Source organism: Paenibacillus canaveralius, assembly GCF_047238265.1.
Classification (GTDB): Bacteria; Bacillota; Bacilli; order Paenibacillales; family NBRC-103111; genus Paenibacillus_F.
In genome coordinates this window covers 1,121,588-1,144,306 of record NZ_JBDFMM010000001.1, presented here as the reverse complement: position 1 = coordinate 1,144,306, position 22,719 = coordinate 1,121,588, and the positions used below count along the sequence as shown (strand labels likewise).

General features: G+C 54.5%; 17 protein-coding genes and 2 pseudogenes. 6 read left to right on the top strand and 13 right to left on the bottom strand.

Features of this window, described 5'->3' with window-relative positions:
- The first annotated feature begins 84 nt into the window (after positions 1-84).
- The gene (locus tag ABC395_RS05170) at positions 85-2,340 is read left to right on the top strand and encodes a helix-turn-helix domain-containing protein (protein WP_413001254.1); all 2,256 of its coding nucleotides are present in this window, start codon (positions 85-87) and stop codon (positions 2,338-2,340) included.
- A gap of 606 nt (positions 2,341-2,946) precedes the next feature.
- On the opposite strand, the gene ABC395_RS05165 is transcribed toward ABC395_RS05170, so the two are convergent.
- The 3 genes and pseudogenes from ABC395_RS05165 to ABC395_RS05155 all read right to left on the bottom strand — a co-directional run bounded on the left by ABC395_RS05165 (position 2,947) and on the right by ABC395_RS05155 (position 6,497).
- A complete protein-coding gene (locus ABC395_RS05165) occupies positions 2,947-4,557 on the bottom strand; it encodes an extracellular solute-binding protein (protein WP_413001252.1) in 1,611 nt (536 codons plus the stop codon).
- A gap of 42 nt (positions 4,558-4,599) precedes the next feature.
- Positions 4,600-5,509: pseudogene (locus ABC395_RS05160) on the bottom strand (carbohydrate ABC transporter permease).
- A 19-nt stretch (positions 5,510-5,528) separates the two neighbouring features.
- Entirely contained in the window at positions 5,529-6,497 is a 969-nt protein-coding gene (locus ABC395_RS05155) for an ABC transporter permease (protein WP_413001250.1), read from the bottom strand.
- A 344-nt stretch (positions 6,498-6,841) separates the two neighbouring features.
- On the opposite strand from ABC395_RS05155, the gene ABC395_RS05150 reads away from it, so the two are divergent.
- Positions 6,842-8,131 carry an alpha-L-fucosidase gene (locus ABC395_RS05150; protein WP_413001249.1) on the top strand — a complete coding sequence of 430 codons (1,290 nt, stop codon included), beginning with the start codon at positions 6,842-6,844 and terminating at the stop codon, positions 8,129-8,131.
- 588 nt (positions 8,132-8,719) lie between these two features.
- Here the strand turns inward: ABC395_RS05150 and ABC395_RS05145 are convergent.
- The 6 genes from ABC395_RS05145 to ABC395_RS05120 all read right to left on the bottom strand — a co-directional run bounded on the left by ABC395_RS05145 (position 8,720) and on the right by ABC395_RS05120 (position 15,774).
- A complete protein-coding gene (locus tag ABC395_RS05145) occupies positions 8,720-9,343 on the bottom strand; it encodes an HAD-IA family hydrolase (protein WP_413001247.1) in 624 nt (207 codons plus the stop codon).
- Between the two features lie 197 nt (positions 9,344-9,540).
- Positions 9,541-10,815 (bottom strand): Gfo/Idh/MocA family protein, encoded by a 1,275-nt coding sequence (locus ABC395_RS05140; protein ID WP_413001245.1) that lies wholly within the window; start codon positions 10,813-10,815, stop codon positions 9,541-9,543.
- A gap of 13 nt (positions 10,816-10,828) precedes the next feature.
- A complete protein-coding gene (locus ABC395_RS05135; RefSeq protein ID WP_413001243.1) occupies positions 10,829-12,442 on the bottom strand; it encodes an extracellular solute-binding protein in 1,614 nt (537 codons plus the stop codon).
- Positions 12,443-12,524: 82 nt separating this feature from the next.
- Complete coding sequence (locus ABC395_RS05130) at positions 12,525-13,406, bottom strand: carbohydrate ABC transporter permease (protein ID WP_413001241.1); 882 nt, start codon at positions 13,404-13,406, stop codon at positions 12,525-12,527.
- A gap of 15 nt (positions 13,407-13,421) precedes the next feature.
- Complete coding sequence (locus tag ABC395_RS05125; RefSeq protein ID WP_413001239.1) at positions 13,422-14,393, bottom strand: ABC transporter permease; 972 nt, start codon at positions 14,391-14,393, stop codon at positions 13,422-13,424.
- 352 nt (positions 14,394-14,745) lie between these two features.
- Complete coding sequence (locus ABC395_RS05120; RefSeq protein ID WP_413001238.1) at positions 14,746-15,774, bottom strand: LacI family DNA-binding transcriptional regulator; 1,029 nt, start codon at positions 15,772-15,774, stop codon at positions 14,746-14,748.
- A 205-nt stretch (positions 15,775-15,979) separates the two neighbouring features.
- Here ABC395_RS05120 and ABC395_RS05115 point away from each other — a divergent pair, with 205 nt between their 5' ends.
- From ABC395_RS05115 to ABC395_RS05100, 4 genes and pseudogenes are all read left to right on the top strand, one after another.
- Positions 15,980-16,534: a helix-turn-helix domain-containing protein gene (locus tag ABC395_RS05115; protein WP_103994828.1), complete on the top strand. Its 555-nt coding sequence runs from the start codon at positions 15,980-15,982 to the stop codon at positions 16,532-16,534.
- 226 nt (positions 16,535-16,760) lie between these two features.
- A pseudogene (gene tdh / locus ABC395_RS05110) lies at positions 16,761-17,808 on the top strand (L-threonine 3-dehydrogenase).
- 18 nt (positions 17,809-17,826) lie between these two features.
- Entirely contained in the window at positions 17,827-19,005 is a 1,179-nt protein-coding gene (locus ABC395_RS05105; RefSeq protein WP_413001236.1) for a glycine C-acetyltransferase, read from the top strand.
- A gap of 202 nt (positions 19,006-19,207) precedes the next feature.
- Positions 19,208-19,774, top strand: coding sequence for a PH domain-containing protein (locus ABC395_RS05100; protein WP_413001234.1), 567 nt, complete (start codon positions 19,208-19,210; stop codon positions 19,772-19,774).
- A 159-nt stretch (positions 19,775-19,933) separates the two neighbouring features.
- On the opposite strand, the gene ABC395_RS05095 is transcribed toward ABC395_RS05100, so the two are convergent.
- The 4 genes from ABC395_RS05095 to ABC395_RS05080 form a co-directional block, all read right to left on the bottom strand.
- Complete coding sequence (locus tag ABC395_RS05095; protein WP_413001233.1) at positions 19,934-20,884, bottom strand: helix-turn-helix transcriptional regulator; 951 nt, start codon at positions 20,882-20,884, stop codon at positions 19,934-19,936.
- Positions 20,885-20,915: 31 nt separating this feature from the next.
- Positions 20,916-21,380, bottom strand: coding sequence for a hypothetical protein (locus ABC395_RS05090; protein ID WP_413001231.1), 465 nt, complete (start codon positions 21,378-21,380; stop codon positions 20,916-20,918).
- A 489-nt stretch (positions 21,381-21,869) separates the two neighbouring features.
- Positions 21,870-22,070 carry a copper ion binding protein gene (locus ABC395_RS05085; RefSeq protein WP_042229261.1) on the bottom strand — a complete coding sequence of 67 codons (201 nt, stop codon included), beginning with the start codon at positions 22,068-22,070 and terminating at the stop codon, positions 21,870-21,872.
- A 40-nt stretch (positions 22,071-22,110) separates the two neighbouring features.
- Complete coding sequence (locus ABC395_RS05080) at positions 22,111-22,503, bottom strand: metal-sensitive transcriptional regulator (RefSeq protein ID WP_413001229.1); 393 nt, start codon at positions 22,501-22,503, stop codon at positions 22,111-22,113.
- Between the last annotated feature and the right edge of the window lie 216 nt (positions 22,504-22,719).

The window sequence follows — 22,719 nt, the reverse complement described above, 5'->3', positions numbered from 1 at the left end:
CCTGTTTTTTTGGTATGATTATGGATATTCCTTTCAAAACACCGATTAGAAGCTGAATCATTCCGAAACGGGAGGGAACTGCAAATGAAATCCGATTACTTTAAATCGAAACTTTTTATGCGATATATTTGGTCGTATTTGTTCATCCTGCTAATTCCGCTGGCGTTCGCGACTATTTTCATTTACCGCAGCGCCGTAAGCAATCTTCAGTCCGAAATCGAGCAGTCCCACCTTAACCAGCTCAACCAGACGAAAACCATTATCGACGGCCGGGTCAAAGAATTGACCGAAGTCGCGTCCCGGATTTCTTACGATGAACGGCTGACGCTGTACAAGGTTCATGATCCCTATTACAGCCGGGAAGCGATCAGCGCATTGAACAACTACAAAGCGACCAGCTCCATAATCGGGGATTTGTTCCTGTACTATCACGACGACGATAAAATTTACTCGTCCTTCGGCATGTCCGGGCTGGACGTGTTTTCGGACAAATACAGCTTTCACAACTGGACCGAGGAAGAGCTGCGGCAGGATTTGAATACGCTTAAATTTGCGAAAATGCGGCCGGCGGACCTCGTCAGCCAGCCGACATCGCTGCAGCAGTCGATTCTCGCTTACCTCGTGCCGATTACGCCCAACAGTCCGGCCCCTCACGGGACCGTCATGTATTTTATCCCGGAGTCGGAACTCACCGGTCTGATCGATTCCATTCTCGGCAGTTACCGCGGTCTGACGTACATTTTCGACAACAACGGGCAGGTCCTGACGAACAACGGAAACGAAGAGTCCCTGACGGCAGGAGACCTCGGAGCCTTGTTCAACCTCCCTCCGGGCATCCACAATCAGACGCTAAACGGGCAGTCCCACTCGGTCGTATCCGTGAAATCCGATAAAAACGGCTGGACTTACGTGACGCTGATGCCGAGCGCCCAGTTTTTCAGCAGTGTTCTGCATGTGCGCAGCTTCATTATTCTGCTGGTCTCCATCGTCGTGATCGTCGGTGTCGCCCTGGCGCTGCTGCTGGCCCGGATGCAGTATCTGCCTATTTCGAACCTGGTCAATTTCGCCAGCTCCAAATCGAGAAGCGGCCGGACTGGGGGCAACGAACTCGAACGGATCCGGATCTCCCTGCAGGAACACAGCGCCCGCGCGGATCTTCAGGAGCCCTACGCCCGCAATCACGCCCTGCTCATGCTGCTTAAATACGGTCAGACCAAAAGCCTGTCGGCCGATCTTCTCGAAGCATTCGATCTGAAATTCGATCATGACCGTCACTTTGCGATGGTCATCGGTTTTGACAAGCGCTCCCGTCTGCACGACAGCAAGGATGACTGGCAGACGATGATTCAGCTTTTCGCCGAAGTCGATTTTCCCGGGCTTGCCGCCAGAGCTTACAGCGTGGAGCTTCCCCAGCCGAATCAGCTTGCCCTGGTCGTCGGATTCGATCCGGCCGGTCAGGCGGCGGCATTCGGTCAGATGCAGCAGATCGTCGAAGGCATCCGGACCCATTTGCTGGAGCTGTTCGATGCCGCGCCGGTGATCGGAGTCGGAACGGCTTATACGAGCCACGAGCACTTGAACCAGTCGTACATCGAAGCGTGTTCCGCGTTTGAATCGAACATTTTGACCGTTCATGGAAGCGTTACCTTTTTTGAAAAGCTGTCCAGTACGCCGGAGCGCAGCACCTTCTGGATTCCGGGCAACGTGCTTTTGAAGCTGTCCCAGAGTCTCAAACAGGGCAGCTATGACGTATCGGAGCAGACCCTCCGGGAAGCGCTGAAAGATTTGCCGGCGGCCGGGCTGAGCGCCCCGCATCTGCGGCTGATCCATTACGACATTCTGACGACCCTGCTGAAAACCGCGTCCGAGCTCGGTATTCACGGCTTGACGCAGGATGTGCTGTCCAAGCTTAACTTCAATTCGTCCGGCGAGTTCGAAGCCATCTGCCTGGACCTCGCCGGGCGGATCTGCTCGCAGGTCGAACGGGACCGGACGAAGGAAGAGCACTCCCTCATGGACCGGATCGTCGGGTATATCGACAAGCATTTCATGGAGCACACGCTCAGTCTGGAAGTCGTATCCGCCGAATACGGCATCTCGCCTTCTTATCTCAGCCGGACGTTCAAGGAGAAAACCGGCATCAATTTCATCCAATATATCTGGCAAAAAAGGATGAACGAAGTTATGCATCAGCTGAAAACGACGAACGATCCGCTCAAAGAGATCATCGTCCGCGTCGGCTATCTGGATACCCCCAATTTCATCCGCAAGTTCAAAAAGGAAACCGGCTATACGCCGGGCCAGTACCGGACGCTGAACACGTCAGGCGAGCACGCTTAACCCGAAGAGATTCAGCGGTTCGGCCGCGCGGTGATTGGCACACATGACGGGTCAACCGCATGGCACGTCCGCTTCGGCCAACCGCTGTACATGGCCCGGAGCACAAGGCGGCAGATTCCCGAAAGTGGTTCCGTAGTGCTGCAAGAGTTCAAGCATGCGTAACTGCGTTTAGCCGAAATGGGATGGAACGATCATGACCCGACAAATTGAATGTGCGGCAGGATGATAGGTTCACAGTCAGACGGCCGATGTGTCCGCAGTCAAACAGTCCGATATATTCGCGAGCAGGTGGACCCATGTATTCGCAGTCAGGCAGGCCATGTGTTCGCGCTAGGCGGACCGATGTGTCAGCAGTCAGGCAGGCGGTCTAGCCGCACCCCTCAGCAGGTGGCAGCCTGATCCCGATGCCATCCTCCCCTATGGGTGACTCCGGCCGCTCCTGCCGCCTTGCCCGCAGGCCCGCTCCCGCTTAGACGGGGGCGGGCCTGTTTTTTTACAGCGCATGGACGGCGGACGAAAGGGCGGCTGTCCTTCCGGCGAAGAAAGCGCTCGGGAACGGCTGCCCGCCCGGCAGGAAGCAGCTTCCGTCCGGACGACAGGCAGGCTCTACTTCTTCTCGCTGCCCTGATTCCAGCGGTCGTACGCCGCCTGATAGATGCTTACGATCTTGTCGCTGCCCATTTTCTTGAGCTGGCCCGCATAAGCGTCCCAGTTCGCCAGCGGTTCCTGACCGGTTACGAACTTCGCTTCCATCTGCTTGACGTACGTATCCAGATCGGACTTAAGCCGGGTCACTTCGGCCTGTTCTTCTTCCGTCAGGAAGACGCTCGGGAACGGGATTTTGGCAATCGGCGTCAGCTTCTCTTCGTTTTCTTTGTCGATCCATTTATCGAAATCGGTCTTCAGTCCTTTGGACAACTCGCTGCTGGCGGCACCCGGCACAAGAATGCCGTAGTTCGGAGTCAGCGTGCCTCTGTATTCTTCGCGGTCGCCGCCGCCCGGAACGGGCTTCCATTCTTTGACGTGCTTTTCTTTGTCCGTGTACTTCCAGAGCACATCCTCAGGACCCTGTGCGAACAGCGTGCCGCCTTCATACCCGTACATATAATCGACCCAGCGCATGGCCGCTTCCGGACTCGGGTTGCTCTTCGTGATCGCGAACGTTCCGTTGGAGGAAATACCCGGATGTTTGCCGTAGACGGGCGAATCCGGCACTTCGCTTTTGACCGGCTTCATCATCGGGTTGCTGTCGTCCGGCTCCGTGCCCAGCGTGAAGTAAGGGTAGTAATCGCTGAACAGCGCGACACGGTTGTTTTTCCCTTTCGCCTTCTTCTGTTCGTCGGTTTGGGAGAAGGTCTCATGATCGAGCAGATTGTCTTTCCACAAACGGTTCAGGAACGTCAAGTATCCTTTGTAGCCTTCCTCCTGAGGGGTGTAGTGGACTTTGCCCGCTTTGTCGGCGTAAATAACTTCATCGTAGATGCCCCAGAAGCCGAGGAAAAACATCCGCAGATCGTCGAGTTTGACGGAGGTCAGCGGCACCTCGTCCTTCTTGCCGTTGCCGTTCGCATCTTCGTCCTGCACGCGTTTAAGATACGTGTAAAGCTCCTCCGTCGTCTCCGGCAGCTTCGTCATGCCCAGCGCCTTCAGGAATTTGCCGTTGTACCACATCGGACCGCGGTACCAGACCGCCGACAGGTCGATCGTGCGAAGCGCGTAAATATGCCCCGACGGAGTCGTCATGTTTTTGCGGATTTCCGGATGCTCGTCAAGAATTTTCTTCAAGTTCGGCGCGTAGTTATCGATCAGATTTTCAAGGGGAAGAAGCACGCCCTGGCTGCCGTACGTCACCTGCTCCGCCGGTTTGATGTCCGCCCCGAAAAACACGTCCGGCAGGCTGTCGCTGGCGAACACGAGGTTTTTCTTCGAATCGAAACTGTCGATCGGCGCGTTCTGGTACTGCATCTTGATGCCCGTCAGTTTCTCCATTTCCTGCATCACCTGCATTTTGTTCCAGTCCTGCACGCCTACATCGGGCGCCATCAGAGTCATCGTCATCGGTTTATCGACGATCGGGAACCCGTCTTTTTTCACTTCGGAGGCGTTTTTACCGGTTCCCGTGTCCCCGGCTTTATCGGCGGATCCGCAGGCGGACAGACCCGCAACCACAAGCGTAAGTCCGAGCATGAGCGAGCTTGTTTTCAGAACCTTTTTCATAAATAAAATCCTCCCCTTGTACTTGTATGGTGTATGGCAAGATCAGCCCTTGACGGAACCGATCATGACGCCTTGCACAAAATAGCGCTGCAGAAACGGATAGATCGCAATAATCGGCAGCGTGGACACGATAATGACGGCATATTTGACGAGTGCCGCAATCTCGGCTTTGTTGTTGAGCGCGGAAGCCGTGGAAGCGTCCAGCGAGCCGCCGGCCTGGGCCGACATCTCCTGAAGCACGAGAATCTGGCGCAAAATCAGTCTGAAGCGGATACTTGGATTCCTCATGCAGATAAATCAGAGCCGAGAAGTAGCTGTTCCAGTTGCCGACACCGTAGAAAAGCGCCATGACGGCCACGATGGGCATCGAGAGCGGAAGGATGATTTTCAGAAACAACCGCATATTCGTGCAGCCGTCGATCTGGGCCGCTTCCTGCAGCTCCTTCGGTATGGACGTCTGAAAAAACGTCCGCGATACGATGATGTTCCAGATGGACGCCGCTGAAGGCAAAATGATCGCCCACATGCTGTTCATGAGCCCGAGCCCCTTGACGAGCAGGTACGTGGGTACAAGCCCGCCTCCGAAAAACATCGTCACCATAAACATGCCCATAAAAAAGTTGCGGCCTACAAAATCTTTGCGGCTGAGCGCATACGCCGCCGGAATCGTCACAAGCAGGTTAACGGCCGTCCCGGCTATCGTATACAAAATCGTATTGGCATACCCCATCCAGATTTTCATGTTGGCAAAAACGATCTGGTATCCTTCGAACGTAATCCCTTTCGGAAACAGCCACATCTCCCCCGAACCGACATACTTCGGATTGCTGATCGAAGCGCTCAAAATATAAATCAGGGGATAAGCCACAAGTATGAGGGCAATCGTCACATAGACGTACGTGCTGATCAGGAACAGTTTATCCTGCGCCGTATCTTTAACGGTCGAGCTCATCCGGTTCCCTCCTTCCTGTTTACCATAAGCTGTTCTCGCTGGTACGGCGGACAATCTGGTTTACGGTCACCAGCAGTATAGCGCTTACAACGGAGTTGAACAAACCGACCGCCGCCGAGAAGCTGTACTGGGCGTTAACCAGACCCGAACGGTAGACGAAGGTGGAAATGACATCCGACGCCTCCATGTTAAGCGGATTTTGCAGCAGCAGGATTTTCTCGAACCCGACACCGAACAGACTGCCCATATTCAGAATGAGCAAAATGGTCATCGTCGGCACGATCGTCGGGATATTGATATGGCGGATACGCTGGAATCTCGAAGCGCCGTCGATAATGGCCGCCTCGTGCAGCTGCGGGTCTACGCCCGACAAAGCCGCCAGGTAAATAATCGTTCCCCAGCCGGCGCTCTGCCACACTCCCGAGAACACGTACATCGTTTTGAACCAGTTCGGGTCCGTCAAAACCTGCGGAGCCTCGAAGCCGAGCTTTTCGATCAGATGCACCAGAATTCCCGTGGACGGCGACAGGAACGTGATGATCATCCCGGCCATGACGACAACGGATATAAAATGAGGGGCATACGTCACGGTCTGCACCATCCGTTTGAAAAATCCGTCCCGCACTTCGTTGAATGCGAGAGCGAGAAGGATCGGAATCGGGAACCCGACGGCAAGATCGTACAAGCTGATGCTCAGCGTGTTCCAGAGCAGATCCCAGAAATAATACGATTCGAAGAAGTGGACGAAATGATCGAAACCGACCCAGGGACTCCCCCATATTCCTTTGGTAGGGATAAAATTTTTGAAGGCGATCAGGATGCCGTACATGGGACCGTAATGAAAAATAAGAAAGTAAAGAAACGCCGGGGCGATAAACACGTACAATTCCCAGTTTAAAACCATCCGTTTCCAGACCGGCTTCTTTTCACTGCCCGCTTCCGGGCGCCCGGCCGTGCCTGCCGTAGGGATGCTTGCTTTTGCCTGCATCGTATCACTCCTTTCCGTTTGGTTTTGATAGCGTTTTCAAAAGTGTATCCCCCGGAGCGGGAGTCCGTAAATATGTCATTTTCCATCCCTACATCATTCGTACCGTCCTGCTCCGTTAGGGAGTAAATCCGCATTTTCCGGCATTCCGATAACAAAAAAAACATATTCTTGGCGGGAATCATCCGCCTCGTTCTGCCCCGGCGCAAAGATAACCAATCCCCCGGAAAAGACCGGATGGTTATTCTTGTTCTCCGCAAACGGACGACAAAAACCACATCAATCCATCGCCAACGGATTGTGAGATACTGCTAATGAACCGTTACACGAAAAGGAGAGGATAACAGATGGTACAGCAGTGGTTTGAGGACGCGAAGCTGGGGATTTTCATTCATTACGGAATTTATGCGGTTAACGGAATCGCCGAGTCATGGTCTTTCTACAACGGGCGCATTTCGTACGAGGACTATATGAAGCAGCTCGGCGGCTTTACCGCCCGCAACTTTGATGCGGACAAATGGGCGGAGCTGATCGAGAAATCCGGCGCGAAGTATGCCGTGCTCACAACGAAGCATCACGACGGCGTCGCTTTGTGGGATACGCGGACCAGTGATCTCAATGTGGTCCAACAGACGCCGGCACGCAGGGACATCATCCGGGAGTATGCCGATGCGGTGACCCGCAGAGGAATCCGGTTGGGCCTCTACTTCTCCCTGATCGACTGGTCTCATCCCGACTACCCCAGCGTCTATGAAGGCGGCAAAGTTCCCGAAGACCCGGCCCAGGCCAACCCTTTCTCCAGTCCGGCGGACGGCATTCAAGACGAAGAGAAATGGCAGCGCTTTCTGAAGTTTAACGATGAACAATTGCGGGAGCTTCTGACGAATTACGGAAAAGTGGATCTGCTCTGGTTCGACGGAGACTGGGAGCGGAGCGCCGAGCAGTGGAACCTTCCCGCTTTTAAAAATTATCTGCACTCCTTCAATCCCGAGATCATGATCAATTCCCGTCTGCAGGGACACGGGGACTACAAAACCCCCGAACAGGGGCTGCCGATTACGAGACCCGAGGGCCCCTGGGAGTTTTGCACGACGATCAACGGCTCCTGGGGCTACGTTCCGGACGACAACCATTATAAATCTCTGCACCAGATCATCCGGATGTTCTGCGACTGCATCTCCATGGGCGGAAATATGCTGCTCGATATCGGGCCCAAGGAAGACGGTACCGTCGATCCCAGGCAGGAACAGATTTTGCTGGGACTCGGAAGCTGGATCCGCACTCATGAGGAAGCCGTTTACGGAACGCGGGAAGGCATTCTCACCCGCTATTATCTCGGAGGCAGCACGCTGTCTAAAGATAAAAAAACGCTGTATCTGTTCGTTTACGACGACCCGAAAGAATCGGTCTGTCTCAAGGGACTTTCCAGCAAAATCCGCACGATCACCGTTCTGCATTCGGGCAAAGAGCTCACGTACAACATCCATGGAGGCGTGCCTTGGTTCCAGATACCGGGAACCACCTGGATTCATCTGACGGCGGAAGATACCCACGACTATGTAACCGTGCTGAAAATCGAACTGGAGGACGAGCTGGACATGTACGGCGGTTCCGGAGCCGTGGTTACGCATAACTAGGCCGTGGCAGCGGGAACGGAAGCGGCACCTTCGATGGCGGCAGCACTCTTCGGCGGCGGCGGTGGTGGCGCCTCCTGGTGCGATAACCATCGGAAGTCATAGCCCGTTCGGCCGGGATTCGATAGCCCTTCGATAGCGGCAGCACCCGGCTGCGTAGCGGTGGACCCTTCGGCAGCGACCAACCCTCCGGTAGCGGCAGCCTCCCCGGCAACGGAGAGCATTCCGTCAGTTGGTGCCACCTCCGGCCGCGATAACCACCCGCGATAGCCACAGCCCACTCCGCCGGGATAATCCCATCGCAGGGCAAAATAAAAACGCCTGATCCGCCGATTCCGGCAGATCAGGCGTTTTGATTCGGTCGTGCGCATGGAGTCTCGCGTTAATCCCGGGCTCATCCGCTTCATGCGGGCTCTGGCTGCATTGCGCTCTCGCTGCGCGGCTCCCTGCACCCCCGTCCGCTGCCGCCTCAGTCCGCCGCTGCCACCGCTGATGCGGCGGAAGCACCCTCCCCTGCGTATATCGCCGCCCCGGTGCGGGACCGCGCCTTCGCAGGGCGTGGCTCTCCTTCTTCTCCGGTATGCTCCTGCCTTACCGCAATACCGCCGCCAACTGCTTCGCCGTACGGCACACAGAGTCGGGGCCCGCTCCGGCCAGCAGCTCTTCGGAATCGAAGCCCCAGGTGACGGCAGCCATTCCGATTCCCGCTCTCCGGCATGCCTCGACGTCCCTCAGCTCGTCCCCCACGTAGATGACTCCGTCTGCGGGAAGCGAATGAGCGCGGAGCAGGCCGCGGATCGCCTTGTCCTTGCCGAACAGATTCGTTGCCGAATGAACGAAATCGAACACATCCAGCCCGTGCAGATCAAGGAAATGCCGGATGTTGCCGGCCGTATTCGAAGACAGGATGCCCATCGTACGGCCCTCTTCCTTCAGCGCCAGAAGCAGTTCCTTCATGCCCTCTGCCGGCTCCAGGCTTACCGCCGCTTGTTTGTAGTTTCGTTTGGCTTCCAGCAGAAGAGCCGGAAGTTTAAAAAGCGGCACGTTCAGCGCCTTCAGACGGTCCGGTACGGACAAACCCGAAAGTCTGCCGATTTCGGCCTCTTCGATTCGCCTGCCCCCGAATTTGACCGCCATTTCATTAAAAAGCCGCACCGCCAGCTCTTTGGAGTCCGCAATCGTTCCGTCAAAATCAAAAATGAGAACCGGTTTCACGCCATGACACCCGCTTTCCGTTCCGGGAATTTTCTTGCTCGTACGGCAAAAAAGCGCCACAGCCGCCTGAGCAGTTGTGGCGCTTATGTTCTTTTACCAGCATACATGTCTTACATGCCCGAGCGCAATGCCGCCTGGCAGGAAAACATCGCGCCGGAACGCAAAGCCGAACGGCTCCAAAAGCAGCGGGCCGCGGCTTAACCGCTCAGCCCGCCCGCATTTTGCGCAAGCGCACGGGCGTATTCCGTCAATTCGATCGGCGCTCCGCCGTTCAGGCGGGACTCTTCGGCGGCGAAAGCCATGAGATGGCTCCGGACGGAAGCGGCCGCGGAGGTCAGGCTTTCCTGGCCGCTGTAGCCCCGCACTTCCTGGAGGAAGCTGCGGACGATGCCGCTGTCCCCGCCTCCGTGTCCGGCCGTCTGGACGGGAATCGTAATCTCCGTTTTCTGATGCGTCAGGAAATCGTAGACGATAATCGAATCGCCCTCCGCCCGCAGTTCTCCCCTCGTGCCCATGATCTGAATGCGCCGCTCCTGTTCGAACGTAAAGCCGCACATGCTGAACATGGCCGTGGCGCCTCCCTCGAACTCCATGTTCACCACCTGGTGATCGACGACGTTATTGTCGCTGCGGTACACGCAGCGTCCGTAATCCGTCTCCCGCAGCCCTTTTACGATGCTCTCCTTGGACAGGTCGCTCGTGAAGTGCCCGGCCCAGCCTCTGAATTCTGGGCTGAGATAGAACCGCGTGGCGGAGTACGGGCACGTCGGCTCCACCGCGCAGTCGAGGCAGCGGTCCGCGGAGCCTTCGGGCGCGTGCGCCCCGTTGAAGTGCATGAGCGAGCCGAACGAGCTTACCCGGCTGCACGGCTTATCCATCAGCCATGACAGGACGTCCATGTCGTGGCACGATTTGGCCAGGATCATCGGACTGGCCTTGTGCGAGTTGTTCCAGTTCCCCCTCACGAAGCTGTGGGCGATGTGCCAGTAGCCCACGTTCTCGTTGAGCTGGATGGACACCACCTCGCCGATTCTCCCCTCCGTGATGGCTGTCTTGACCGCCGTCCAGAACGGCGTGTAGCGCAGCACGTGGCAGATCGTGAGCAGCCGGTCGTTGTCCCGGGCGGCCTGCTCCATGTCGAGGCACTCGCGCGGGTCCGGGGACATCGGTTTTTCGAGCAGCACGTGGTACTTGGCGGCAAGCGCCCGCATCGTCGGCTCGTAGTGCATCCGGTCCTGGGTGCAGATGACGGCGATGTCCGCCATTTTGGGCAGATTCAGCAGTTCTTCCCACGTATCGTAGCGGCGCTCCGCCGGAATGCCGTGCTTCTCCGCCATTTTCTCCCTGCGTCCGGCATCGGTCTCCGCCACGGCCACAAACTGCAGCTCATGCGGATAATCCAGGGCATAAGGGGCGTAGCCGCCCGCTCCCCGGGCGCCCGCGCCGATTAATATTGCGGTCAATTCGCTCATTTCTCTCTCTCCCTTAACTGCTCTTGGAGTAGCGGTCCAGCGCAGCCTGATAAATTTGCTTGTAGCGGTCCAGTCCCATTTTGTTCAGGGTCGCCACATAGTCGTCCCACTGGGACATAGGCGCATCTCCGACGATAAACTTGTCTCTCATTTCCGTGACGTACGTTTCGATGTCGTTGGCCAGCGTGGTCAATTCCTGCTGCTCTTCCGTCGTGAAATTGAAGGCCGGCCAGATTTCCTCCGGCTTAAGCACGTACGGATCGGCTTTCTTCGAATTCTCTACGGAGGTAGGAAGCCCTTCGGCTCCTTTGAAATACGCCTGCTTGACGAAGCCCGGGTAATATCCGCCCGGCCAGATCAAGTATTGGCTGACCGCCTGGTCGAGACTGAGACCGTCCTTGTTGTTTTTGATGGCGTCCACATAATCGACCGTTCCGTCGCTCTCTTCCTTGTACGTGTCGTCTTTCCAGCCCATGAAGAACATCTTGATGCCTTCCTCGCCGTAAAAATAATCCATCCACCGGACCATAGCGGCCGGATTTTTCGCTTTATCGGTCAAAATAAACATCCCGATGTTGCCCAGCGGCGAGCCGATATACGTATAAAGCTGGTCGCCGTGCGGCCCTTTCAGTACCGGCAGGCCCGCGTATCCCTTCTGATTGTAGATCGCGGCAGGGTCGACGTTGTCCACGATGCCCAGCAGACCGGCGGTTCCCTTCGCGTCGACTTCCTCGCTTTTCACGGAGGCGATATCCTGCTCCAGCAGGCCGTCTTTATACAGCTTGTGGATGTATTCCAGCATTTCTTTGTAGCGCGGATCGGCGGGGACGAAGCGGATTTTGCCCGAACCCGGTTCCGTATCGACATACAGGTTGGCATTGCCGTGATTGCCGAGGCCGAAGGAACCTCTCAAATAACCGACAATTCCCGTCGTCCCGACCCCGCCCCACGCGATTTCGTCCGGTTTGCCGTTCCCGTTCGGATCTCCCTGCTTGAACGCCTTCAGCATCGCCGCGAATTCGTCGAGATTCGTCGGTTCCTTCAGCCCCAGTTTGGTCAGCCATTCCGTTTTGACCCAAGGAGTGTTGAAGAAAACGGAGCGGAATTCGGGGTCATACAAAGTCGGCAGGCTGTAAATTTTGCCGTCCGGCATAGTGATGCCTTTTTTAATGACCGGGTATTTTTCCATCAGAGCCTTGAGGTTCGGGGCATATTGCTCGATATAATCGTTCAGGGGCAGGAACACCCCCTGCTTGCCGTATTTAAACAAGTCGGATTTCGAGAAAGCGGACGCGTAAAACAGGTCGGGATAGCCGCTGCTCGCCATAAGCAGATTCCGTTTTTCTTTCAGGGCGTCCTTCTGAACGGTTTCCCAGTTGATGTGAATGTTAGTCTTCTTCTCGTATTCCTGCCACAGCTTCAATTTGTTCCAGTCGGCATTCGCGAAAAATTTGGCGGCAAAAGCGTTGACCGTAACCGGCTCCTGAACGATCGGAAATCCCGTCGCGTTTACGCCTTTCGCCTCCGCCGTTTCCCCAGCGCCTTTCTCACCGCTGCTGCAGCCGGACAGCACCGCCGTCGTCAGCGCGCAAGCCAATACGAGTTTCATCGCTCTCTTTCTCTTCATCTCGTTAACCTCCCTTGTTTAATCGTTCGATCCTGAATCGCGTAATCGTGTGAACTGCGTGAATCGTGTATAGGATGAACGATCAGCCCTTGATGGCGCCGATCATGATTCCTTTGACGAAGTACCGCTGAAGGAACGGATAGAGCAGAAACATCGGGAGATTGGCCAGGACGAGAACGGCATATTTGATGCCTTCCACCGCCCGCTGCTGCTTGATCGCCGATTCCGTCGACATTTTGACCATGCTGTCCGTCTGCCCTTGAATGAGTATTTCGCGCAGGACGAGCTGAAGCGGGAACTTGTTCTTGTCGGACAGGTAGAGCAGGGCGTTGAAGAACGAATTCCAGTGCCCGACCGCGTAGAACAGGATGGTGACGGCGATGATCGGCATGGACAGCGGCAGGATAACCCTCGTCAGAATCTGCATATTGGAGCAGCCGTCGATTGTCGCCGCCTCTTCAAGCTCCCCGGGAATCGTCTGCTGGAAAAAGGTCCGCATGATGATGATGTTCCAGATGGACACGGCACCGGGCAGGATCATGACCCAGAAGGAGTTCAGCAGGCCGAGATTTTTGATCAGAATGTAGGTCGGAATGAGCCCGCCGCTGAAAAACATCGTGAACACGAACAGGCCCATGAACAGGTTGCGGCCCACGAAATCTTTGCGGGAAAGGGGATAAGCCGCGAGAATCGTCATGATCACGTTCAGGCACGTCCCCGTTGTCGTGTACAGAAGCGTGTTGCCGAAGCCCCGCAGAATTTGGTTGTCCTCAAAAATTTTGGCGTATGAATCAAGCGTCAGCCCCTTGGGCCAGAGCAGCACCTCTCCGTTCATGATGTACTGGGGTTCGCTGAACGAAGCGCTGAGCACAAATACCAGCGGGTACAGGACGATCAGCAGCACCAGCCCGAGAACCAGGTAAATGACGGTGTTGAACAAACGGTCTTCACGGGTATTTTCCATCTCTTCTCCCTCTCCCTACCATAGGCTCGATTCGCTGAAGCGTTTGGAGATCCAGTTCACGCTGATCAGCAGAACAAAGTTGATTACCGTACTGAACAGGCCGACGGCGGCGGAAAAACTGTAATCCGCGTCGAGAATCCCGCTGCGGTATACGTAGGTATCGATAATGTCGGAACTTTGCATGTTGAGGGTATTCTGCATCAGGAGCACTTTTTCGAAGCCGATAGACATGACGCTCCCCAGATTCAGAATAAGCAGGATGACAATCGTCGGGCGGATGCCGGGAAGGTTAATGTGCCAGATGCGCTGGAGCCGGGTCGCCCCGTCCACGCGCGCCGCCTCGTGAAGCTGATTGTCTACGCCGGCGAGAGCCGCCAAATAAATAATGGAGCTCCACCCCATCGTCTGCCACACATCGGAAAGCACATAGAGCGTTTTGAACCAGGAAGGATCGGCCAGAAAATTGACCGGTTTGACGCCGAACATCCCCAGAAAAGTGTTGACGAGGCCGTATCTGGGATTCAGGAACATCATCATCATGCCTACAACGACGACCGTAGAAAGAAAATGGGGCGCGTAGGTGACGGTTTGAACGAACTTCTTAAACTTCTGGGACTGGACTTCGTTCATGAGGAGGGCGAGAATAATCGGGATCGGGAATCCGAGCGCCAAGGTGTAAAGACCGAGACCGATCGTATTCGTAATGAGCCGCTGAAAAAAGTAACTGTTGAAAAACCGCTGGAAATGGTCGAATCCGACCCAGGCGCTTCCCCAGATCCCTTTGTTCGCCACAAAATCCTTGAAAGCGATCTGCAGACCGTACATCGGCACATAGTGGAACACGATGTAATACAGCACGACGGGCGAAATGAGCAGATAAAGCTGCCAATTGCGGAGAATCCGTCTGCCCAGCGTCACTTTGCGCGGAACCGCACGGGAATGCGTCCCCGTTTCCGGGCCGCCGCTTTTTAGAATAGTTTCAGCCACGTTAAATTCTCCTTCCGGAATTGAAAATTCGTTCGATTTGTTTTCGGTCCCTGTGTTAGTTTGGCAGCCTAAACGCGTATCCAAATTTCGTTTTAATTTTGGATATTTTTTGGAGTCAATTTCATCGGAAATCGGGTTGAATCATTGATTTTGTAGGACAGTCAGGTTGATATCCTTTTTAGAAAACGCTTACAAGAAACTTGTTGACCCTAATTTACCAAATCGTTCTGAGGAATGCAACAACTTTTTGGCTAAATTAACTCCAAATTTTTTGGATAAAACCGCAGCTAAAAAAAGCCTGACATCATTGTGTCAGACTTTTGCTTTGGGCTTACGTGTCTATGCTCCCCGTCTAAGGCCGGATATCGTGAACCGACGATTCCCGGACGATCAGGGAGCAGGGCAGCAAAATCCGCGGAGGAATCCGGTAGTCTTCTTCTACGTAGTCGCAGAGGAATTTGGCGGCCAGCTTGCCGATTTCCTGCCGCGGCACGTCGATCGAGGTGAGCGGCGGGCTCGTGTACTGCGAGAACCCGATATTGTCCATCCCGACGAAGGCGATGTCTTCGGGGATGCGGCACTGCTGTTCGAGCGCCGCTCTCATCGCCGGTATCGCCAGCATGTCGCTGGCGCAGAACATGGCGGTAGGCCAGTCCGCCCGGGGCAGCTCCCGCAGCATGCCGGTCACGAGCCGGTAGCTCAGGTCCACGTCCCAGTTCGTATTGACGATCCACTCTTTGCGGATCGGCAGGCTGCCCTGGAGCATCGCGAACTGGAACCCGATGAACCGTTCGTCGTTCTCCAGTTTTCTGTTAAAGGCGGGGCCGCCCACATACCCGATTTTCGTATGCCCCTGATCGAGCAGATGCCTTACCGCCATCCGGGCGGCCGATACCCGGTCGCAGTCTACGATGGGCATTCTCAAGGAATCGTCGTTCAGGCTGACGCCGAGAATGGGAATGCCCTGTTTGTCCAGCAGCTCGTGAAGCTCCTTGTCGTACCAGCCCAGGGCGAGCACTCCCCGTGCTCCCGACTCCGTCAGCATTGCCTGGAAACGTTCCGCATCGTTCACTTCTTCGAAGGTCCGGACGATGGCGGCGGGCTGCCCCATCTCGGCCATCTTCCCGTGAAATCCCTGGAGCACCTCCGAGAAATACGGGTGATTGCCCAGCAGCTTGCCGGGAATGACGCAGGCGATCTGAGTCCGGTTCAAGGCCGCTCCCGGAGCATCGTCCAGCGGATAACCGAGCTTCAGGGCGGCTTCCCTTATTTTCCGTTTCGTTTCTTCACTCACCGGTCGGCTCGTATCGTTGCTGATCGCCCTCGACACGGTCGAGATGGAGACGCCGATCACATCCGCAATATCTTTAAGCCTCGTCAAAGATTGTCCGCTCCTTCCTGTTCCTTCTCATCCCTCCCATCTTATCATACACCTGCCTCCGGGGGGCAACCGTTATAGGCAATTGTGCCCAGACGACCCGGGTGCCCGGCTTAAACCGCTTAAACGGCTTAACCGGTTTTCCGCAGGGGCCGGGAATGGTATGATGGAGGGAAAGCGCAGAACGTTGCATAACGGAGGTACACAGATGGATAACATGGTTGAACGGGTGGCGGGCAATCTCAAAAAAATCCGCCGTTCGCGCGGGCTCAGCCTGGATAAGCTCGCGGAGCTGACGGGCGTCAGCAAAACGATGCTGGCCCAGATCGAACGGGCGGAATCGAATCCCACCATCACGATCTTGTGGAAAATCGCCCACGGCCTGCATATCTCGGTTTCGGCGCTCATCGAGGATGAGAAGCCGTCGGTTACGCTGGTGAAGAAATCCGAGCTGTTTCCGATGTCGTCGGAAGAGGGAAAATATACGGCTTATCCGCTCTTTCCTTACGACGGAAGCTCCCGCTTCGAGATTTATTCGGTGGAGCTGCAGCCCGGCTGTGAATACGAATCGGATCCCCATCATGAGGGAGTGGAGGAGTACGTGTCGGTCACCCGCGGCACTTTGGAGATGCAGATCGGCGGTCAGGTGATTGTCGCGGAAAACGGCGACGCCATCCGCTTTCACGCCGACCAGAACCATATTTACCGGAACAGCACCGACGAAGTGGTTCATATTCAGAGCGTTATTTTATATCCGTTTTAAGCCGGTTTACGTTCTAGAGCGGCTTCGTACTAGTTCCGTTCCATACCGGCACCGCTTCGGTCCGATGCTTCCGGTTTTATACTTTCCCGCAGGAATGTTTTGGGTCCTGCGGGAATTTTTTTATTTACAGGCCAATCTCGTTTGGGTTACTATAGCAGCATCCAGATACTTTATAGCGCACATAAGTACTTTATAACGATCATTTCTCAAAAGGAGAATGCCGGTCATGACCCAAACGATGGTTGGACTTGTCAAAGCGCACCGCAGAGCCGGAGCCGTTCTGATGGAGGTGCCCGTTCCCGAATGCGGGCCGGATGAAGTGGTGATCCGCGTCAAAGCGAGCTCGATCTGCGGCACGGATATGCATATTTATCAGTGGGACGACTGGGCCGAACAGCACGTCGTGACCCCGAACGTGTTCGGCCACGAGTTTGCGGGCGTCGTGCATGAGGTGGGTTCGCACGTGAGCCGCGTCCGCGTCGGGGATTATGTGTCCGCCGAAGGCCATATCGTCTGCGGGATGTGCAAGCAGTGCCGTTCGGGCAACGCTCATGTCTGCCCTCATACGCGAAGCTTCGGCATTACCGCGCCGGGCTGCTTTGCCGACTATGCGGTGACCAAGGCGGTCAACATCATCCCGAACGACAGGTCGCTGCCCTTTGAGCTGGCCTGCCTTCAGGACCCGCTGGGCAATGCCGTCCAGTCCGTGCTGTCCGGAGATATCGTGGGCAAGTCCGTCGTCGTGATGGGCGTGGGCCCCATCGGCCTTATGGCCGTCCAGGTCGCGAAGGCTGCGGGCGCGGGCAAAATCATCGCCGTCGACCTTAATACGTACCGGCTGGACCTGGCCCGGGAGACTGGGCGCCGACGCGATCATCCAGTCGTCTCCCGCGGTCTCGGCCCCGGAGCTGATCCGTGAGATGACGGGCGGCGAAGGAGCCGAAGTCGGCCTCGAAATGTCCGGCAATGCCCGCGCCATCAACGATCTGCTGGAAGCCATTTCTCCCGGAGGCCGCGTCTCTCTTCTGGGTATTCCGGCTCATGCGGTGCCGATCGATCTGTCCCGGCACGTGATTTTCAAGGGCCTTCAGGTCCACGGCATAACCGGACGGCGCATGTACAACACCTGGCACCAGATCAAGGGGCTGCTGGACCAAAACCGCATCGACCTTCAGCCCCTCGTCCGGCATACGTTTACGCTTGACCGGTACGAGGAAGCTTTTGACCTGATGGCTTCGGGCCAGTGTGCCAAGGTCGTCTTTACTCATGCTTAAAAAACGGAGGGTGAACCTATGAGCGGATTGGATTATTTGGCGGAAGAACTGGAGCAGCTCAAACGGGAGGGCCGGTACCGGCTTCCCGCCGTGTGGGAAAGCGCCTCGGACGTCTGGATGGAACTGGACGGCCGGCGGGTGCTTCAGCTTTCCTCGAACAATTATCTCGGATTTGCCAATCATCCCGACCTCAAGCGGGCCGCCGCGGATGCGGTGTACCGCTATGGCGCCGGCAGCGGTTCCGTCCGTACGATTGCCGGCACGCTGAAGATTCACGACGAGCTGGAACGGGAGCTTGCCGCGTTCAAAGGAACGGAAGCCGCGCTCGTCTTCCAGTCCGGCTTTACGACGAACCTCGGCGTGTTCTCCACGCTGCTGCAGGATGGCGACGTCGTAATCAGCGACGAGCTGAATCATGCGAGCATAATCGACGGTATCCGGCTGTCGAAAGCGGCGCGTAAGATCTACCGGCACAAGGACATGAACGCGCTCGAAGACGTACTCCGCGCCAGCCGCCAGTACCGGAAGCGCTTCATCGTGACCGACGGCGTGTTCAGCATGGACGGGGACATCGCGCCCCTGCCGGCCATCGTCGAACTGGCCGAACGCTACGACGCCATCGTCTGCGTCGACGATGCCCATGCCAGCGGTGTGCTCGGCCGCAGCGGCAAAGGCTCCACCGACCACTTCAACCTGCACGGACGGGTGCATATCCAGATCGGCACCCTGTCCAAAGCGATCGGCGTGGTCGGCGGTTACGCGGCCGGAAGCCAGGCGCTGAAGGAGGTGCTGATCCACAAGGCGAGGCCGTTTCTGTTCAGCACCTCCCATCCGCCTTCCGTCGCGGCCGCCTGCCTGGAAGCCATCCGCGTGCTCCGCGGCAGCTCGGAGCTGGTTGAGCGGATGTGGGCTCAGGCCCACGGATTCCGCAAGGCGCTGATTCAAGCCGGTTTCGATACCGGGGCCAGCGAGACGCCGATTATCCCCCTTATTATCGGGGAAGCCGCGGCAACGATGCATTTCTCCAACCGTCTGCTGGAGGAAGGGGTATTCGCCCAGGGGATCGTCTTCCCTACCGTCGCCGCCGACAAAGGCCGCATCCGGATGATCATTACGGCCGCCCACTCGCAGGACGATCTGGACTTCGCCCTGGAGGCGCTCAAAAAAGTGGGCCGCGAAACCGGTCTTATTTCCTAAAACGAAAACCTGCTCCGCTGTTCGGCAATAGGCCGCGGGGCAGGTTTTTATGTTAGGACGGAGGGTAACATCAACAATTATCATAAACAAATACAATCCTATTTTAATCTTCACCCAAAAATATTTGTTAATATTTAGGCCATATATAGTACAATAGAACTAACTTAGTTGAAATTAGCTAACATCTACCAGGGGTGACAAAGTGAATTACAAAAGCGAGAACTTAAAACGTATGGAAACAAAAATGGCCATGTTAGATCCCGTTCTTTACAAGACCTGTGAATGTATGCACAAATTAGCACTCGAAGAATTCTCAAATTTAATTGATGATGACGAAGAAGTAATGTTCTTCAGTGCCGGTTCACTTGAAAAGGCGGATCTCATAACCGGTTTAATATTTGTAACGAATAAACGGTTTGCTTTATGTGTAAAAGCACTTTCTACGACCCTCGAACAGTTTTATTATGATCAGATCACTTCTATCGATTACAAAAAAACTTGGTATGGGCAAGGAATCATAGAAATTAACTCCTACAGCGAAAAAATTCACTTTTTTTACAACGATCCCGGTAGTTTAATAAGTGTAATTAAGTATGTCAGAGAAAAAATGTATGAATCGCACCAACCAAAAATCATGCAACAGTCTATATATTCTCAACAAGTTGACGTAGTAGATCAGCTTGAGAAACTAGCTAGGCTTAAAAATCAAGGAATACTTTCTCAAGAAGAATTTGATGAGCAAAAAACGAAGTTATTAAGCAGGTTATGATCTATTTCGTGGCTAAAAAGAAAGCAATACCGTTGAAGGTATTGCTTTCTTTTTAGCTTCTTATACAAATATTTTCATTAAACAAACTTCCCCATTTGTCATTCCCAAGCGCATGAGTCGATGCCGAGTTAACTGTTTTTTTAGAAGCATCGGCTTCCTTCACCTATACAGCTCCACCCATTGGTGCAGCTGCTTTTTCAGCTTCTCGCGGACCGCTTTCGGCTCCAAAATTTCCGCCGCCGGACCATACTGCATTACCCAATTGAGAAACTCGCGCTCATTATTGACCGTCACTTCGAAAATAAGGCTCCCGTCCTTCCGGTCGCGCATACGCGGATGAACGAACAACTCTTCTTCTTTGATATATCGCGCCACCTCGGCGTTGAACTTCACCTTAAACGTCATGTTTTTGTCCCCGCGCTCGATGGACCAGGTATTCTTGAGATACTGCCGGATGTTGAAATCCCCTTTCTCAAAATCCTGTCCGGTCACCTCCACCTGCTGAAAACGGCTCATGCGGAACGTGCGGATCTCTCCCTTCAAATGACAATACCCGATGAGGTAAAAGCGCTGTTCGCGTGGAACGAGATAATACGGATCGATCTGCCTCTCCGTCGTTTTATTGCGGGACATCGTATGATAAACGGTCGAAATGGTTTTCTGATCCAGAACGGCCCGGATAATAATCTCCAAAAAATTCGGATGCTCCTGCCGGTAAGCGGGCGCTCCCATCTGGATAATGTTCGTAATGTTTTGCACGATATCGCGGTGATGGCTCTTCTCCTTGCCGTGAGTCGCCATTACCTTATGATAAGCCTGGTCGAACCCGGGCGGCAGCTTTTCCGTATTAAGGACAGAGGGAAGCATGGAGAAAACGAGCGCCTCCTGCTCCGTAAAGTTCAGCGGATAGAGGAAAAATTTCCCCATAAACCGGTACCCGGTTCCCCGCCCGTCGTTGGTGATCGGCGATATCAGACTCAACGTATCGAGATCCCGGTAAACCGTCCGGAGATTGATTCCGCATTTACGCGCAATGTCCGAAGCCGAGATGCCGGGATTGGCCTGAATGGCCATAATAATATGAAACAATCGGATGACTTTGTCCATCATAAGGGCCTAGTGTCACTCCATTCCATTAGGTCTATGTGCCTATGGAAGTTAATTCGACACCGACCCCGGACCTTCCTACTCCTTCCATAAAATCGGAAAATCGGTAGTGACTTCCCCGAGGCAGAAATAAGCTCTTTTTTCCGGTCTTGGCCGAATAAATTCCTTGAACCTGGTCCGGGTACAGTCCCTGTCCCTCGTCCTGTCTCTGGTCTTGTCCCTGCTCTTGGTCATTCTCTTGGTTCTTGGCTTGGTTCTTGGCTTGGTTCTTGGCTTGGTTCTTGGCTTGGTTCTGCCCCTGCTCCTGATTATGCTTCTTTTCCTTATCCGCATCCTTTCTATTATTATCTACAGCATCTTCTTCCTTTTTCCCGGTTTCTCTTATCCCCGGTTTGGTACCTCCGCCTTTCTTCACGACTATCTCTATATAATCCATGTCAACTCCCAGCTCTTCGCAAATCTTGCCGACATCCAATATAAGCTTCCTCTCCGTATCCATCTCTCTGCATAATCTCCTTCCCCAAATCATGAAATGAATTCCATTATTTAGGTTATCACTTCGATGCGACACCTGTTTGTCTCGAATGGATGTTTGCTTTTTTTTACTTTTTGCCGAAAAGACCCTAAATGAAGCGAATTCTCTCCCTATCCATTCCTATTAAGCAAGCCTCATATTCACAGGTACTTTAATAGAAGGAACGTATTCGGAAACAGCGGCAGCCGCGTCATGACGAAACTGCTTTCGGGGAGTTTGCTCTAAAAACGCAGCATGGAGACCGGCAGGCCGATAACCCTGGGCAAAACAGCCCATCTGCATCGATCCGCCGCACTCCTCGCGGTCATTTCGTCCGGCCTGTGCCCGCCCGTAAAACACAAAAAACCACCCGGAATACATATTCCGGATGGTTTTGTTCTGGTACTGCCCGCGGATAGCTCCGCTGCCGTTTGCAGGCCAGCCGCAGCTAACCTTTCAGAGCGTTTGGTCCGCTTATACGACGTCGTAGCCCTGCTCTTCGATCGCTTCTTTGATCTGTTCGGGTTTTACGGCTCCCGCCTCGTATTCCACTTCAACACGGCCCTCTGCCAAATGTACCTGAGCCTTCGCTCCCAGCTCTCCGACGGCTTTTTCGACCGAATTTACACAATGCTGGCAGGACATGCCCTCCACTTTCAACGTCAGTTTTTCCATTTTTCCTTACCCCTTTCTTCCGGTTTCCGGTTAGGTTGGTTTATTTCATAAGCTTATTGACGGTAACGAGCAGCTCGTCGATCACATCCGTATCGCCTTCTTGAATCCGTTCGATCACACAGCTTTTCATATGACCTTCCAGCAGCAGCTTGCCCACGCTGTTCAAGGCCGACTGCACGGCGGCAATCTGGTTCAGCACATCGTCGCAGTACGTATCTTTATCGATCATACCTTTAACGCCGCGGATCTGACCTTCAATCCGGTTCAATCTGGAAATCAGGTTGTTCTTCACCTTGTCGCTGTGATGGCTTCGTCTTTCCTCATCTTCGTTGTGCGTATGTGTATGGCAGGAAGTCCCGGCATCCGCCGAAGCAAGCGGAGCATTCTCCGTTTCACCCGCAGTGCCGTTATCCTTTTCGGAATGGAGTACCATCTTGTTCAACCTCCCTCACAAACAGCATAACATACCCCATGGGGGTATTTCAACACTGTTTTTTATATACCTGTATTCTCTTCGCCGAACCCGATAAATTTGGGGCTTGTTAAAATCTTCTGGATTGGGTAATATAAAAATAACATATGAATACTTGCTCATATATTATGATATTCGATTGGCAGTTGATCTCGATTTTCTACTTATTTAAGAAAC